This is a genomic window from Parafrankia colletiae, assembly GCF_001854655.1.
Classification (GTDB): Bacteria; Actinomycetota; Actinomycetes; order Frankiales; family Frankiaceae; genus Parafrankia; species Parafrankia colletiae.
Window position 1 is genome coordinate 249,955 of record NZ_MBLM01000163.1, and the last position, 15,532, is coordinate 265,486.

Below are 15,532 nucleotides of genomic sequence, written 5' to 3' on the forward strand. Positions count from 1 at the left end.
GCCCGGGCGTCAGGAGTGGCCGTAGGGCTCGGTGTCGGTGCCGTCGTCGGTGCGTCCGGCGGGGGCGTCCGCCACCGAGCCAGGCCCGTGCGCCCACGCGGCCACGCCGACCAGTTCGACGTCCGTCGGCATCAGGTCGGACGGGTCCTCGTCGAACGGCACCGGTTCCGGGTGCGCCGACGGCGCGACCAGCGCCTCGGAATGTGCGCCGCAGCCGTGGTCGATCGAGGTGACCCGGCTGTCGTCCGGCGCCAGCTCGTTGGCGCAGACGCCGAACACGCGCCCCAGCACACCGACGAGCCGCACGTGGAACCCACAGGTCAGGCAGGACGCGGGCGCGACCTTGGCGATGGAGGCGTCCGGGCCGGCGTCGCCGCCGTACCACCGCTGCGCCGTGTCCTCCCGGCCGGTCAGGGAGAGGATCCGGGGCCGGCCGAGCCCCAGTTCCATCCAGACGTCGGCGTCGTCGAACTCCAGCGCGTCGCCGGCCCGCAGCGTGAGGCGGGGATCGTCGACGGCGGTGGGCAGCAGGTCACCCACCCCGACGTCACCCGGCCGCAGGCGCTCCGACCACGGGACCCAGGCGGGTGCGAGGACCGCGCCCTCGCCCGGCATCAGGACCACGTCGTTGACGGTCACCTTCCGCAGGCGGGGCGCCCGCGCGACGGCCACCGTCCAGGTCCAGCCGACGTAGGCCGGGGACAGGCAGGCGAAGCGGTGCAGGACCAGCCGGTCCGCCTCCGCCTCGACGCCCAGGTGCTCACCGACCTCCGCCGGGTCGCCGGCCTCCTCTTCGGCCGCGGCCCGGGCGAGGTCCACCGCGGCGGCGCACACGGCGTCCGGCGCCGGCTCGCGCGCCGTACGGGTCGCCCGGCCGGCCCGTGCTCTCGGCGCCACCGGCTCCGGCTCCGGTGTCGCCGTCTCCGGCGGCACGATCTCCGGCGACGGTGTCTCCGGCGTCACGCGCGCGGTCACCTCATCGGGCGGGGGTGCGGGCGGGCTGGGAGTCGGGTCGGCAGCCGGCTCGGCGGCTGCCCCGGCTGCCCCGGCTGCCGGGGAGGTGCGCCGCGGCGAGCGGCGGCGGGGGGGTCGCGGTGGTGCGGGCTCGGTGACCACCGGGGGCGTGGCCTCACTGTGATCCGTCGCGGCATCGGCTGACGGCTCGCCGATACCACGCGACGACCCGCGGGACGCACGAGCCCCAGCCGACTCGGAACGAACGTCTAGTGCTTCCACGGCACGTATTCTCACTCACCGATGGCCGCCCCGCCCGATGTGGTCGTGGTCTCGGGCGGTAGGGGCGAGCAGACTCGGCAGCGTGAAGTCGGGAAGCGCACTCGCCGGGGGCCTCAACCGCCTGCGAGGGACCATTCGTCGCGACGGGGCGCAACAGTCCGGGCTTTCCTCGTTGACCGAGTTGTCGTTCGTCAACGCGGCGGGTGACGCACTCGTCACGGTGGCGCTGGCAGGTTCGCTGTTCTTCGCGGTGCCGACCGGGGAGGCCCGCTCCAAGGTCGCGCTCTACCTGCTGATCACAATGGTTCCGTTCGCGCTGCTGGCGCCGGTTGTCGGCCCGCTGCTCGACCGGGTCGCCCACGGCCGGCGGACCGCTCTCGCCGCCATCTGCCTGGGGCGGTGCCTGCTGGCCTGGCAGCTCGCCGGAGCGCTGGACGGGCTCGCCGTCTATCCACTCGCCCTGGGGCTTCTGGTTCTTTCCCGTGCCTTCGGGGTGGCCCGCAGCGCGGTCATCCCACGGGTCACCCCGCCGGAAATGACCCTGGTCAAGGTCAACTCGCGCATCTCGCTCGTCAACATCGTCGCCGGCGCGATCGTCGCGCCACTCGGCCTGGGGCTGGCCAACATCCCCTTCGTCGGCTATCCCTGGGTGCTGCGGGCGTGCGCGCTGGTCTACATGGTCGGCGTGCTGCTCGCCTTCAACCTGCCCGGCCACGTCGACTCCGCGGCCGGCGAGCGGACGCTGCGCGAGCTGACCGGGCCGCGCCGCCGCGGCAGCCTGCGCACCCGGGTCGCGGCAGTGCTCGGCGCCCTCCCGGTCGCACTGCGGGCAACGCTCGTCCTGCGCGGTCTGGTGGGCTTTCTCACCTTCTACCTCGCCTTCCTGCTGCGGACGAGCGGCGGGAACAACCTCTGGCTCGGCGCGCTCGCCGCGACAGCCGGTCTGGGCAGCGGCATCGGCGTCCTGATCGGCGGCCGGCTGGGGCGCCGGCGCCCCGAGGGCATCCTGATGCTGAGCCTGCTGCTGCCGACGGCCGGCTGCCTGCTGGCCGCAGTGACCTACACCCGGCTCACGTCGCTGGTGGCAGCGCTGCTGGCCATGACAGCGGGCTCGATGGGCAAGCTGGCGCTGGACGCGATCATCCAGCGCGACATCGTGGAGGACACCCGTGGTTCCGCCTTCGCGCGGTCGGAGACGGCCCTCCAGCTCGGCTGGGTGACGGGCGGGGCCTTCGGGCTGATCGAGATGCCGGGAGCACTCGGGTTCGCGCTCGCCGCCGCGGTTGTCGGGCTCACCCTCGCGTTTCAGTCCCGCGCCCTGCACCGGGCCCGCGAGCAGGCACGCGACCGGCACCAGCAGACGGCCTGGCCCGGCGCCGCTGGCGTCCCGACGGCCTCTGCCGCCTACACCCCGGACCCACGGGCCGACGTCCCGGTCGGATGGCGRGTGCCGGGTCCGGTGCCGGGTCCGGATGCGGATGCGGATGGGACGGGGGCCTTCCACGGTGCCGCGGCACCGGCCGCGGCAGACCCGGCACAGCCACCGGCACGGCCACCGGCACGACCGCCGGCGCTGCGGCCGACAGTGCCGGACCTGACGATCCCGGCGGCACCGGAGTCGTATGGACCGGAGTCTTATGGAGCAGTGCGGAACGTGCCGGAATTCACTGACCAGGGATCACAGGCGCCGACGTCTGAGATCATTCGACGCCGCGGACGCCGCGGGCGGCGGGATCGCTGAGCGATACGGCCGCCGAGGGCGGAAACGGGCCAATGACAGTAGCCCGGACCGACGGTCGGCGCAGCAGAAACGGAAATAGCGTAGTTATAAAATAACTCAACGTGTGCGGAACCACGGAGGGTCGACCGCGATGCTAGGGTCCGTCAACTAGTCCGGTTTGCACCATCCTCCAGGCATCGTGGCGTTACCTCGCCGTCCGGCACGGTCGCCTGAATGCGGACCGGCGCCCCATCGACACGACGGCGGAACGAGGACACGTCCAGACCATGATCTTGAGTGGGTCATGACCCGCACCCTCATCGTCACCGCGGTGAACGCCGAGGCGGACGCAGTGTGCGCAGGTCTGATGGGGAGCTGGTCACGCGGCCGCTCGCGCACCCCGTCCGGCCCCGGAGGGCTGGTCTCGCCGGACTGGGACCGGCAGCTGCTGACCACTTCCACCCTCGGCCCCTACGTGGGTCGCCGGCGGGGCCCGGTGACCGTTCTCGCCGCCGGGCCGGCCGGTCCCGCGGCGGCGGCCGGCACCGCCGTCGCGCTGTCCGTGGCCAGCGCGGCCGGCGAGCCGTTCGGGCTGGTCATCGCCATGGGTGTCGCCGGCGGGTTCCGCGGCTGGGCCGAGATCGGTGATCTCGTCATCGCCGACCGGCTGGTCGCCGCCGACCTCGGCGCCGAGTCCGGCCTGGACGAGCCGGCGGAGGCCGCCCCCCCGGTCCGGATCAGCGAGATGGACCGCAACCTGGGCTTCTACCCGCCTGGTGCACCCTCCCCGCAGACCGGGCCCCCGACCGGGCCGGTCGCCGCCGGGGCGTTCCTGACCATGGACGAGCTCGGCCTCGGCTCGTCGACCCTGCAGCCCGACGCCGGGCTGGTCCGGCGGATGACGACCGTCCTGGGTGTCACCGGGCGGCGCATCGTCAGCGGCACCGTCGTCAGCGTCTCCACCGTGACCGGGACGGAGCGGCGGGCCGCCGCGCTCACCTCCCGGCTGGACCCGGTCGCCGAGGCGATGGAGGGCTACGCCGTCGGGGTCGCCGCTGGCGCGTTCGGGGTCCCGGTGACGGAGATCCGGGCGATCAGCAACCTGGTGGGCCGCCGGGACCGGGCGTCCTGGAACATGCAGTCCGCGCTCGGCAGCCTGCGCACCGCGGCCGCGGCGCTGGTCGCGCACCCGGAGGGCCTGGTCCCCGTCCCGCAGGCCGAGAAGGGGCCGGCACACTAGGTCCGTGGACACGCTCAGCCTCGCGATCTCGCCCTGCCCGAACGACACCTTCGCCTTCCACGCGCTGGTGCACGGGCTGGTACCGGGAGCGCCGCCGGTGTCGACGACGTTCGCCGACATCGACGTGCTGAACGCACGGGCCGCCGAGGGTGTCGACGACCTCGTCAAGGTGTCCTACGCCGCCCTGCCGTGGCTGCTCGGCCGGTACAGCCTGCTCGCCGCGGGCAGCGCGCTCGGCCGCGGCTGCGGCCCGCTCGTCCTGACCGCGGGGCGCACCGACCTGCGCGGGGCGTCGGTCGCCATCCCCGGCACGCGCACCACGGCGTACCTGCTGTTCCGACTGTGGGCGGAGAAGGTCGGCGTCGGGTCGGTGGAGGTTCTGCCGTTCGACCAGATCATGCCGGCGGTCCGCGACGGCGGGTACGACGCCGGGCTGGTGATCCACGAGTCGCGGTTCACCTACCCCTCCTACGGCCTGACGGCCGTGGCCGACCTCGGGGACTGGTGGGAGGGGCACACCGGCCTCCCCATCCCGCTCGGCGCCATCCTGGCCCGCCGCGGGCTCGACGCGGCGGGCCTGTCGGACGCCGTCCGGGCGAGCGTGGCCGCGGCGTTCGCCGACCGGTCCGCGAGCGCGCCGTTCGTGATCGAGCACGCGCAGGAGATGGCACCCGACGTCGTGAACGCCCACATCGAGCTGTACGTGAACGACTTCACGCTCGACCTCGGGGACGAGGGCCGCGCCGCTGTCGGCGAGCTGCTCGGGCGGGCCGCCACCGCCGGCCTCGTCCCCGCGCTGGCGCCCGGCGCGCTCGACAGCTGGCCACCGCGCGTCTGATCCTGGACGTCTGCCCCGGTGGGCGGCCGGGTGTCACACTTGCGTCCATGCCGGAGCTTCCCGAGGTCGAGAAGCTGCACGAGGCCATCACCGGCGTGCTGCGGGAGGCGGAACGCTCTGCCCACGGCCTGGCCACCGGCGACCTCAAGGCGGAGAAGAAGCGCGGGCTGAACGTGCACGGCCGGACCGGGCTACCCTGCCCCCGCTGCGGGGACACCATCCGGGAGGTGTCGTTCTCCGACCGGTCGCTGCAGTACTGCCCCACCTGCCAGACCGACGGGCGCCCCCTCGCGGACAGGCGGATGTCAAGACTGCTGAAGTGAGCGTGACRCCGCAGCCGTCCCCCGGCGTACCGGGTGGCAGGATGGCGCTGTGAGTCCCGAGCAGATACCAACAGTCACCGTGACGGAACTTCCCGTCCAGCTGCCCGCCGAGGGCGGCCCCATGCTCGTCGACGTGCGCGAGCCCAACGAGTGGGCCGCCGGCCACATCGACGGCGCGGTCCACATCCCGATGGGTGAGATCCTCGCCCGCATCGGCGAGGTCCCCCGGGAGCGGGACGTCGTCGTCGTCTGCCGCTCCGGCGCGCGGTCCGCCAGGGTCACGGCGCACCTCGCGCGGGAGGGCTGGCAGGCCCGCAACCTGGTCGACGGCATGCTCGGCTGGCAGGCCGCCGGGCGCCCGATGGTGAGCGACAGCCCGGTCGCCCCCACCGTCATCTGACCGGCCGCTGTCCAGCCGGGCCGGCTACTCCTCCACCCGTACGACGTAGTCCTCGATCACGGGGTTCGCGAGCAGGGTCGAGGCGAGATGGTCGATGCGGGCGAGTGCGTCCGCATCGACCTCGCCGTCCAGCTCCAGCTCGAACCGCTTGCCCTGGCSCACGCCGCTGATCCCGTTCACGCCGAGCCGGGGCAGCGCCGTCAGCACGGCCTGGCCCTGCGGGTCGAGGATCTCCGGCTTGAGCATCACATCCACCACAACCCTGGTCACACTCGCGGACCCTACCGGCTTCCGGTGGCCCGCCGAGCCCGCTGGTTACGCTCACCGGGTGTCCCCCTGGAGAACATCCACCCTGGTCGTCGGTTTTGACCTGGACATGACGCTGCTGGACGCCCGCCACGGGATCGTCGCGGCCTTCGCCGCCCTGACCGCCGAGACCGGCGTGGCGATCGACGGCGAGGCCGCCGTGGCCCGTCTCGGGCCCCCGGTGGAAGACGAGATGGCGCGCTGGTTCCCGGCGGACGAGGTGGCCCGGCGTGTGGTCCGTTACCGCGAGCTGTACAGCACGCACGCGCTGCCCCTGTCCGTCGCGATGCCGCACGCCGTCRAGGCCGTGGAGGCCGTCCGGCACGCCGGCGGCCGGGTGGTGGTGGTGACGGCGAAGAGCCGCCCGCTGGCCGTGGCCAGCCTGGAACAGATCGGCCTCGCCGCGGACGAGGTGGCGGGCTGGTTGTTTGCCGAGGCCAAGGGTGCGGCGCTCCGCGAGCACGGGGTCGACATCTTCGTCGGCGACCACCTCGGGGACGTCCACGGGGCGCGATCGGGCGGCGCGCTGGCGGTCGCGGTGCCCACCGGTCCGTGCACGGCCGCCGAACTGGCCGCTGCCGGCGCGGACGTCGTCCTGGACGATCTCGCCGCCTTCCCCGCCTGGCTCGCCGACGAGGTGCTGCGCCGGCGGCTCGACCTGTTGGCGCAGCGGCTGCGCGAACTCGGCTCGGTGCTCGTCGCGTTCTCCGGCGGAGCCGATTCGGCGCTGTTGCTGGCGGCGGCCGTCCGCGCCCTCGGTGCCGGTTCCGTGGTCGCCGCCACGGCGGTGTCTCCCTCGTTGCCCGCCGCGGAACTCGAGGCCGCGCGTCGGTTCGCCGTCGACCTGGGTGTCCGGCACGTCCTGCCGGCGACGGACGAGATGAGCAGCGCCCAGTACCGCGCGAACGGCGCGGACCGCTGTTACTTCTGCAAGGCGGAGCTGCTCGACACGCTCGGCCCGCTCGCCGCCGAGCTCGGCCTGGGCCATGTGGTGACCGGCACGAACGCCGACGACGCCGTCGCCGGCTTCCGGCCGGGCATCAGCGCGGCGTCGAGCCGGGGGGCGCGTACCCCCCTGCTCGACGCCGGTCTGACGAAGTCGCAGGTCCGGGCAGCCTCTCGCCAGTGGGGTCTGTCCACCTGGGACAAGCCGGCAGCGGCCTGCCTGGCCAGTCGGATCGCCTACGGGGTGCAGGTCAGCCCCGCCCGGCTGGCCAGGGTGGAACAGGCCGAGGCGGCCCTGCGCGTGGCCGCCGCCGACGCCGGTTTCCACCTCCGCGACCTGCGTGTCCGGGACCTCGGCGGCCTCGCCCGCATCGAGGTCGACCCCGAGCACGCCCCGCGCCTGGCAGCCCGCCCCGAGGTGACGTCGGTGGTGCTGGACTGCGGCTTCGCGCGCGTCGAGGTCGACCCCCGGGGATTCCGCTCCGGATCGATGAACGAGCTGCTCCCGTCACCCGGCTCCGCGTAGTCGCGTAGCCGGACCGGGTGGCTGGGCCGGGGGCCGGCCGGGGTCAGACCTCCGGCGCGCCCTCGCCCTGCTGATGGGCGCCCCGCTCGGCATGCTCGCGGTAGGCGGCCGCCTCGGCTTCGGAGACGGACAGGCCGTCGGCCGCCGCCATCGCCTCCGGGTCGACGGGTCCGCTGGAGGTGCGTGCCACATCGTCCCGGCGGCGGCTCTCCTCCGCCTCGGCCAGAGCATCCGCGTCCCGGAAGTCGAGATCGACATCGTGGTTCTGGTCCAGCTTGGGCATCACACTCACTCCTCCGGCGATCAGATGGAACCTGTCAGGTGCGCTGATTCCCTTCCACGTCCGAACCGGGGCCGCACAGCCCATCTCCGATCCGGCGCACGGGCCTCCTGCCCCGAATGCGCCTTCTGTAACGCCGGCGGGCAGCAGAGGAACCGGTTCGCCGGGTGTTCCGGTGCTGTTCCGCGATCGTGCGCGCGTCGGACCTGCGGGTACGCGCGGCCCTTCTGGCCTGGACGTCTCCGGGCCCGCCGGCCACGCAGCGTCATCGTCCGCGAAGCCCCTACACCCGGCGCGGACGCCCGATAGCCTGGGACTCGTCACCGCGTGTCAACCCGCCGATCCGCATCGCAGAACGAGGTCGCCCGTGCCCACCGGCAGAGTCAAGTGGTTCGATGTCGAACGGGGTTTCGGATTTCTCAGCCGTGATGACGGCGAGGACGTCTTCGTCCACAAGGCCGCCCTTCCGACCGGTGTCGATCGGCTCAAGCCCGGCGACCGCGTCGAGTTCGGGGTGGCCGCCGGCCGCCGGGGCGACCAGGCTCTCTCGGTGCGGATTCTGGCGGCTCCGCCGTCCGTCGCCAAGGCCGCCGCGAACGCCAACCGGCGCAGTCCCGACGAGCTGCACAGCATGGTCGAGGACATGATCCAGATCCTGGACGACATCCAGGGCGAGTTGCGCCGCGGCCGCTACCCGGACCGGCGGGCGGCCCAGAAGGTCGCCAAGGTCGTGCACGCCGTGGCGAACGAACTCGAGCGCTGAGCCCGCCCCTGCGGCGCCGGACCACGGTGGTCACGGCCCCGGGGCGAGGGGATCGTCCGGCGGCATGATCGTGACACGGCGCCGACAGTCCGTGCAGACGCCGGCTGCGGCGCCGGGCTCCTCGTCCGACGGCGCCAGGTAGGCGAGCGGCACCCGCCCGCCGCACCAGGGGCAGTCGAGCCAGGGCCCGTGCAGGTCGCTCATCATTCATGGTCGCACGGCACACGCCACGCTCTGTTCCCACAACCCGCGCTGTCGGATCAACGACCGTGAAGTACCGGCGGAAGGCCTCCTTCGTCCTGTATCGACGAAAGGGAGGGCGGTCCGCCAGGTGAAGGTCGCGGGCGGTGCCGCGGTGTGGCCGGAAAATCCGGCCATAGCTTCGGCTCACGCGGAGCCGACCGCGCGTTGGTGCAGACTGCGAACAGGCCATGGACCATGGACGCCGCGACCCCGGCACCGAAGGTGGACGTCATCGTGGATCACAACGGGGAACACGCCCCGGCGGCGCGCGGACAGCCCGGGAGCGGCATGCCCCCGGGCGAGGTGCTGCACCCGCACGAGCCCCGAGTGATCGGCCCCTACCGCCTGCTGCGTCGCCTCGGCGCCGGCGGGATGGGAACCGTCTACCTGGCCGAGTCCGCGGGCCGGCGGGTCGCGGTCAAGATCGTCCGGYCGGACCTGGCCGCCGACGAGGAGTTCCGCCGCCGGTTCCGGCAGGAGGTGGACGCCGCACGCCGCGTCGCGCCGTTCTGCACCGCCGAGGTGCTCGACGCCGACCCCGACGCGCCCGCCCCCTATCTGGTGACCGAGTTCATCGACGGCGTCCGGCTGGACCATGCGGTCGAGAACGGGCCCATCAGCGGGTCGACCCTGACCGGGCTCGCCGTCGGGGTCGCCACGGCGCTCACCGCGATCCACAGCGCCGGCCTCGTCCACCGTGACCTCAAGCCGAGCAATGTGCTGCTCTCGATGTCCGGGCCACGGGTGATCGATTTCGGCATCGCGCAGGCGCTGGAAGGCGCCAAGGCCAAGCCGACCGCCTGGGGCTTCGGCTCCGCCGGCTGGATGGCTCCCGAGCAGGTGAACGGCCAGCCGATCGGCCCGGAGGCCGACGTCTTCACCTGGGGCATCCTGGTGGCCTTCGCCGGAACCGGCCATCACCCGTTCGGCACCGGAACCGACCTGGAGCTGAGCAYCCGCATCGTCAGCTGGGAGCCGGACCTGCTGGGCCTGCCGCCCGGCCTGAAGACGCTGGTCRCCGCCGCCCTCGCCAAGAATCCCGACGCCCGCCCGAACGCGCGCGACCTGCTGCTGAACCTCATCGCGCTGCCGCCCACCACGCCGTCGGCTGACAGCGACGACGGGAGCGCCTGGCGGCCGAGCGACGCCGCCGTCGACCAGGCCGAAGAGCTGCTGAACCTGACCCGGGGCAGCACGCTGCCCGATTTCACGCCCTCCCGCGCCCGGTCCGCGAGGCAGGCTGACCGGGTGCCGGCCGCGAGGCAGCTCCACCAGCCCGCCGCCGTGCCGCCTGCCCAGGCTGGGCCGCCCAGCCACGGTGGGCCGCCCAGCCAGGTCGGGCCACGTGGCCGAGGCGGTGCCGCGGCACCGGGTGACGGTTCCGGCCATGGCGCGCCAGCACATCCCGGTATCGCTGTGCCGACGCCGGCAGGGGCGCCGCCGTTCTCGGGTGCGCCGGCCGGCGCGGGGCCGCCCTCGGCGGGGTGGCCGGCGGCCCGTCCGCCCGGCCAGGGACCTCACCCGCCTCCGTCGACACCGACGGCGGGCACCGGTACGACTGGGCCGCCCCGCTCGACCCGGCAGCGGCTGCTCCTGTTCGGCGCCGTCGCGGTCACGGCCATCGTCGCCGCGTGGCTGATCAGTGCCGTCGCCGGCAGGGACTCCGACGGCGGCCGGCCGGCTCCCAGCGGGCAGATCCAGCCGCAGGCGACGACGGATCCCCGGACAGCCGGACTGGGCACGCCGGTGCGCGACGACCAACTGGAGTTCGTCGCGACCAAGGTCGAGTGCGGGGTGGAGAAACTGGGTGATTTCATCCCCCGCTGGGCGTCCGGCCAGTTCTGCCTGGCCGACATGAGGATCACCAACACCGGCTCGGCCGAGCGGGTGCTGAGCAACGAGGACCAGTCCCTGGTCACCACGGATGGCGAGAGCCACTCCGCGGACTTCCTCGCCCGCTTCATCCTGCAGGACGATGTCTGGTCGACGATCGGTGCCGGCGCCACGGTGACCGGCACCTTCGTCTTCGACATCCCGGCGGACAGTGAGGCCCGCGCCCTCGAGCTGCACGAACGCCCGGAAAGCCGAGGCGTCACGATCACTTTGTAGCCGGCACAGGTTACGGTGGCTGCCGCGGTGGGAATCGACCATCACGGACCACATCGGACRCAGCACGCGCTCCGGTCATGCCGGCAGATCGGGGACACGGTGGGCGGGCGCAGCACCATTGCCGACCAGGGCAGCAGGGCCGGCGCACTGCTCGCCGCTGCGGCGCTGCTGCTCGGGGTGCTCCTCGGTGGCTGCGACGAGGTGAACGAGACCCTGGACGCCGCGGCGGRCACTCCGGCGCCCACCGCCGCTGGCGCGGGCACCGACGACGCGCCCGCGGCCACCGGATCGGCCCTGGAGCTGCTCGGGACGCTGCCTGTCCGCGACGAGGACAACTCGCCCCCCTATCGGCGGGACGAGTTCGGAGCGTCCTGGTCGGACGTCGACAGAAACGGCTGCGACACCCGCAACGACATCCTGCATCGTGACCTTCGCAGTATCACCACGCGCAGGTCGGACGACTGCATCGTGCTGACCGGTGAGCTGCGGGACCCGTACACGACGCGGACGGTGCGGTTCGACCGGGGGCGCAGCGCCTCCGCCGTCCAGATCGACCACGTGATCCCGCTTGCGGATGCCTGGCGCACCGGCGCGCTGGAATGGTCGGGCCAGGAGCGGCTCGCCTTCGCGAACGACCCGGAGAACCTGCTGGCCGTGGACGGACCGACGAACCAGCGGAAGAGCGACCAGGACGCCTCCGAGTGGCTGCCCCCGAGCCCCGGTGCCCGCTGCCCGTACATCGCCCGCCAGGTGGGCCTGAAGGCCCGCTACGGCCTCTGGCTGGAGCCCGCGGAGGCCACCGCGATGCGCGAGGTCCTCCAGACCTGCCCCACCCAGCCCCCCCTGGGCAGCACCCCCACCGCGCCCCGCTAAGCCCCACCCCCCCGGCGAGCCCCGCGAGCTCGGGGGTTCGGGGGTCAAACCCGGGGGGTTCGGGGGGTCGCCCCCCCGAAAAAATTGCGGCCCGCCGCGAAGCAGACAAAGTCTGCGAACACGACGGGCCGGCTCGTGGGCGAGGGGGGAGTTGAACCCCCACGTCCGTTAAGACACACGGACCTGAACCGTGCGCGTCTGCCATTCCGCCACTCGCCCGAGTGGGACTATCAGCTTGCCGTGGCACACGCTACCACGCCGGAGATGTACTCAGGCGGCACCCCCCGCCGGGCGGGTGGCCATGTCAAGCTGCCGAGCCGTGGGACGGACCCGTCGGTGGGCATACGATCTCACAGACCGGGAGAAGGGAGGTCGGGCATGGGCGTGCTCCAGCGCTTCGAGCGGCGCCTTGGCGGCCTCGTCGAGGGCGCGTTCGCGAAGGTGTTCAAGGGCGGGGTCGAACCCGTCGAGATCGCCAGCGCACTTGCTCGGGAGACCGACGATCGGCGCGCGAACAGCTCGAACCGGGTCCTGGTCCCGAACGAGTTCGCCGTCGAGCTCGCCGGCGGCGACTTCGCCCGGCTGGCCCCGTACTCCCGGGAGCTCTGCGACGAACTGGCGGAGATGGTCCGCGAGCATGCGGCCGAGCAGCGGTACACCTTCGTCGGCCCGGTGACGGTCCGCCTTGCGGAGGCCGCCGATCTCGACATCGGGGTCTTCCGGATCCGCAGCAGTGTCGCGTCGGCCGATGCGGCGGTGGTCGGCGGCCGCCGGGCGCGTCCGCGGTCGGCCGCGCCGGGCACCCCCCACCTCCTGATCACGACCCGCGCTCCGGGCGGGTCCGGCGGCGCGGAGCGGGAGTACCCGCTGGACGCCGAGATCATCGTGATCGGCCGCAGCGTCGAATGCGACATCCGGCTCAACGACACCGGCGTGTCGCGGCGGCACGGCGAGATCCGCCGCCTGCCGGACGGGCAGTTCCTCTACGTGGATGCCGGCTCGACCAACGGCAGCCTGGTGAACGGCCGCGCGGCGACCCAGGTGAAGCTGATGAACGGCGACCGCATCGAGCTCGGGACGGCGGTGGTCGAGTTCCGCCGGGAGGATGCGCGCGCCGGTGCCACGGGCCCGCGCGGCCCGCGCACCCCGCCGCCGGCCGCGCGGTCGTCGGTTCCGCCGGGCCGCCCGGCGGATCAGCGGACCCCGCCGCCTTTCGACCCGCACCAGCCGACATCCCCGGGCCGGCGCCCCGTGACACCGGCGCCCGGGCGCGGGGATCGCGGGAACGACTACCGGGAAGGGCCGTCTCCTCGTTTCCGCGACGAGCCCGGCCCGCCCGACGGGTGGGGCCCGGGCCGCCGTGAGGAGAACTTCCGCGGCGGCCCGGCGCCCCGCTACCGCGACGAGCCCGGCCCCGGCCCCGGCCTCCGACCAGGTCCGGGCGCGGGACCCGGACCGGGACCGGGACCGGACGAGTACCGGGAGGGCCCGTCCGCCCGGTTCCGCGACGACGGCCCGCCGGCACGCGACCGGCGGCCGGCCGGTGCTCCGCCACTGCGCGGGCCGGGACGCGGCGAGCGGGAACGCCCCTCCCCCGGCCGGGATCCGCATCGGGATCCGCGGCGCGACGGCGGGCGCGGCTTCCGCGGGGAGCCGTCCCGGGCCGACGACGGGCTCGACGCGCTGGAACCACTCGACGAGCCGGACCCGTACGGCTCCGGCCGGGCCGGCGGGGCCGGCGGGCGTTACGGTGACGACAACCGCCGCAGGGACTGGTAGCCGTGGATCCCACCGAGCCCAGCGAGCTCGTCCTCCTGCTGGTCAAGATCGGCTTTCTGGCGTTGCTCTGGGGGTTCGTCCTGGTGGCGGTACGGGCTGTTCGACTGGACATGTTCGGCCCGACCCAGCGCCAGAAACGGCGGCAGCCGGTGGTGGCGAGGGCGCCGTCCCCGGCGCCGAACGCGCGGCCGGAGCGGGTCCGCTCACCCCGCCAGAACCCACGGCCGGTCCCACCGCCGGTGGCTGATCACACGCCGACCCGACTCGTGGTCACAAAGGGGCACCTTGCAGGCACAACAATCCCACTGGGCCCCGAGGTAATCACCATGGGACGGGCACCGGACTCGACTCTGGTCCTCGAGGATGACTTCGCGTCCGGCCGGCATGCGAGACTCGTTCCTCACGACGGACAGTGGTTCGTCGAGGACCTCGGCTCGACCAATGGCACATTCCTCAACCGCACGAAGGTGACGAGTCCCATGCCGGTACCTCTCGGCGCGCCGGTCAGGATCGGGAAGACCGTCCTGGAGCTGYACCGGTGAGCCTCAGGCTTCACTTCGCCGTCCGCTCGGATGTCGGGCATGTCCGAGAGGGGAACGAGGACTCCGCCTATGCGGGCGTTCRCCTGCTCGCGGTGGCYGACGGTATGGGCGGTCATGYCGCCGGGGAGGTCGCCAGTTCGACCGTGATCTCCCGGCTGGCCGAACTTGACGAGAACCTCGCACCCGCCGACCTGCTCACCGAGCTGTCCGAGGCGATTCGGGACGCGAACCGCCAGCTGCGTGACATGGCCCTGGAGAACAGCTCCCTCGACGGGATGGGCACGACGGTCACGGCGATGCTGTCCTCCGGGGAGCACCTGGGGCTGCTGCATGTCGGCGACTCCCGTGCCTACCTGCTGCGGGACGGCGAGCTGGCCCAGATCACCCACGATCACACCCTCGTCCAGGATCTGGTCGACCAGGGCCGGATCACCCCGGAGCAGGCGAACACCCATCCGCAGCGGTCGCTGCTGATGCGGGCGCTCGACGGCCGGGAGGTCGACCCGGACCTGTCGATGCGGCAGGCCGTCGTGGGTGACCGCTACCTGCTGTGCACCGACGGGCTGTCCGGGGTGGTGAGCGAGGAGACCATCCTGGAGGCTCTGCTGCTCGACCAGCCGCAGGACGCCGTCGACCGACTGGTCGAGCTGGCGCTCAAGGGCGGCGGGCCGGACAACATCACCGTGGTCGTGGCCGACGTGCTCGAGGACGGTCACGACGACGACGCACCGCTGGTGGCCGGCGCGGCCGCGGAGAAGCGCGTTGTCCCGCATGCGGCGGCGGCCCGCTCCGGCCCGAATCCACGGAACGCGGACTCGGAGTCGGCGGCCGCCAAGGCGGCCCGCATCGGCCGCACCGGGTTCTACCGCCGCGGTTCCCACGAGCCGGGGGACGACCCCGACGAGGATCCCGAACGAGCCCCTGCACGCGGTGGGGGGCGGCGGCGCCTGTTCGTCTCGACAATGGTGCTGGTGCTGGTCGTCGCGGGTGCGACGGTGGGCTGGACCTGGGTGCGGGGCCAGTACTACGTCGGTGTGGACGACGAGAAGGTCGCGGTCTTCCAGGGCCTGAAGGGGAGTATCGCCGGGGTCTCCCTGTCGACGGTGCGCTCCCGCCACCAGCCGTTGAGCGAGGTGGCCGAGCCGCAGCGCGACCGGCTGCGCGACGGCATCCGCGCCGACGACCTGGCCGACGCCAACCTGATCATCTCGGAGCTGGAGCGGCCGGACGACTCCGACGACATCGCGGACTCGGACTCCGAGCCCGAGGTCACGCCCTCACCGACTGTCCTGCCGGACGCGAAAACCTCCGGGTCCGAGGTCCCGCCCCCGGTGGCAGGCGTGTGCCCGACCGCGAGCCCTGTCCCCGTGCCGAACTGCCCTCCGCCGGCCGTGCCCCCCTCCCCGTGA

15 protein-coding genes, 1 tRNA gene and 1 pseudogene are annotated in these 15,532 nt (G+C 73.4%); 12 read left to right on the top strand and 5 right to left on the bottom strand.

Going from position 1 to position 15,532, the window contains the following annotated elements; all coding sequences use genetic code 11:
• Window positions 1-9: 9 nt before the first annotated feature.
• Window positions 10-963 carry a DUF3027 domain-containing protein gene (locus tag CC117_RS30945; protein WP_407673615.1) on the bottom strand — a complete coding sequence of 318 codons (954 nt, stop codon included), beginning with the start codon at window positions 961-963 and terminating at the stop codon, window positions 10-12.
• 310 nt (window positions 964-1,273) lie between these two features.
• On the opposite strand from CC117_RS30945, the gene CC117_RS30950 reads away from it, so the two are divergent.
• The 5 genes and pseudogenes from CC117_RS30950 to CC117_RS30970 all read left to right on the top strand — a co-directional run bounded on the left by CC117_RS30950 (window position 1,274) and on the right by CC117_RS30970 (window position 5,757).
• Complete coding sequence (locus CC117_RS30950; RefSeq protein ID WP_241830578.1) at window positions 1,274-2,977, top strand: MFS transporter; 1,704 nt, start codon at window positions 1,274-1,276, stop codon at window positions 2,975-2,977.
• Window positions 2,978-3,260: 283 nt separating this feature from the next.
• Complete coding sequence (mqnB, locus tag CC117_RS30955) at window positions 3,261-4,196, top strand: futalosine hydrolase (RefSeq protein WP_071090973.1); 936 nt, start codon at window positions 3,261-3,263, stop codon at window positions 4,194-4,196.
• Between the two features lie 4 nt (window positions 4,197-4,200).
• Window positions 4,201-5,034: a 1,4-dihydroxy-6-naphthoate synthase gene (locus CC117_RS30960; RefSeq protein WP_071090976.1), complete on the top strand. Its 834-nt coding sequence runs from the start codon at window positions 4,201-4,203 to the stop codon at window positions 5,032-5,034.
• A 62-nt stretch (window positions 5,035-5,096) separates the two neighbouring features.
• A pseudogene (locus CC117_RS30965) lies at window positions 5,097-5,357 on the top strand (zinc finger domain-containing protein); the annotation flags it as partial.
• A 49-nt stretch (window positions 5,358-5,406) separates the two neighbouring features.
• The gene (locus CC117_RS30970; protein WP_071090983.1) at window positions 5,407-5,757 is read left to right on the top strand and encodes a rhodanese-like domain-containing protein; all 351 of its coding nucleotides are present in this window, start codon (window positions 5,407-5,409) and stop codon (window positions 5,755-5,757) included.
• Window positions 5,758-5,781: 24 nt separating this feature from the next.
• Here CC117_RS30970 and purS read toward each other — a convergent pair whose 3' ends face one another.
• Entirely contained in the window at window positions 5,782-6,003 is a 222-nt protein-coding gene (gene purS, locus CC117_RS30975; RefSeq protein ID WP_071091222.1) for a phosphoribosylformylglycinamidine synthase subunit PurS, read from the bottom strand.
• 82 nt (window positions 6,004-6,085) lie between these two features.
• Between purS and larE the strand changes: the two genes are divergently transcribed.
• The gene (gene larE / locus CC117_RS30980) at window positions 6,086-7,534 is read left to right on the top strand and encodes an ATP-dependent sacrificial sulfur transferase LarE (protein ID WP_265338907.1); all 1,449 of its coding nucleotides are present in this window, start codon (window positions 6,086-6,088) and stop codon (window positions 7,532-7,534) included.
• 43 nt (window positions 7,535-7,577) lie between these two features.
• On the opposite strand, the gene CC117_RS30985 is transcribed toward larE, so the two are convergent.
• The gene (locus CC117_RS30985; protein WP_071091225.1) at window positions 7,578-7,817 is read right to left on the bottom strand and encodes a hypothetical protein; all 240 of its coding nucleotides are present in this window, start codon (window positions 7,815-7,817) and stop codon (window positions 7,578-7,580) included.
• 364 nt (window positions 7,818-8,181) lie between these two features.
• On the opposite strand from CC117_RS30985, the gene CC117_RS30990 reads away from it, so the two are divergent.
• Entirely contained in the window at window positions 8,182-8,577 is a 396-nt protein-coding gene (locus tag CC117_RS30990) for a cold-shock protein (RefSeq protein ID WP_071090990.1), read from the top strand.
• Window positions 8,578-8,607: 30 nt separating this feature from the next.
• Here CC117_RS30990 and CC117_RS38315 read toward each other — a convergent pair whose 3' ends face one another.
• The gene (locus CC117_RS38315) at window positions 8,608-8,781 is read right to left on the bottom strand and encodes a hypothetical protein (RefSeq protein WP_198542045.1); all 174 of its coding nucleotides are present in this window, start codon (window positions 8,779-8,781) and stop codon (window positions 8,608-8,610) included.
• Between the two features lie 234 nt (window positions 8,782-9,015).
• On the opposite strand from CC117_RS38315, the gene CC117_RS30995 reads away from it, so the two are divergent.
• Complete coding sequence (locus tag CC117_RS30995; RefSeq protein ID WP_084133049.1) at window positions 9,016-10,929, top strand: serine/threonine-protein kinase; 1,914 nt, start codon at window positions 9,016-9,018, stop codon at window positions 10,927-10,929.
• Window positions 10,930-11,028: 99 nt separating this feature from the next.
• Complete coding sequence (locus tag CC117_RS31000) at window positions 11,029-11,802, top strand: HNH endonuclease family protein (protein WP_071091231.1); 774 nt, start codon at window positions 11,029-11,031, stop codon at window positions 11,800-11,802.
• 136 nt (window positions 11,803-11,938) lie between these two features.
• On the opposite strand, the gene CC117_RS31005 is transcribed toward CC117_RS31000, so the two are convergent.
• A tRNA-Leu gene (locus CC117_RS31005) sits at window positions 11,939-12,021 on the bottom strand.
• Between the two features lie 159 nt (window positions 12,022-12,180).
• Between CC117_RS31005 and CC117_RS31010 the strand changes: the two genes are divergently transcribed.
• Genes CC117_RS31010 through CC117_RS31020 form a run of 3 tightly spaced genes read left to right on the top strand, consistent with a single transcriptional unit; the run spans window position 12,181 to window position 15,532 of the window.
• Window positions 12,181-13,581, top strand: coding sequence for an FhaA domain-containing protein (locus CC117_RS31010; RefSeq protein WP_071090995.1), 1,401 nt, complete (start codon window positions 12,181-12,183; stop codon window positions 13,579-13,581).
• A gap of 2 nt (window positions 13,582-13,583) precedes the next feature.
• Complete coding sequence (locus CC117_RS31015; RefSeq protein WP_071090998.1) at window positions 13,584-14,123, top strand: FHA domain-containing protein FhaB/FipA; 540 nt, start codon at window positions 13,584-13,586, stop codon at window positions 14,121-14,123.
• On the top strand, window positions 14,120-15,532 hold the full coding sequence (locus CC117_RS31020; RefSeq protein ID WP_071091001.1) for a PP2C family protein-serine/threonine phosphatase: 1,413 nt from the start codon (window positions 14,120-14,122) through the stop codon (window positions 15,530-15,532). The genes CC117_RS31015 and CC117_RS31020 overlap by 4 nt, the downstream gene beginning before the upstream one ends.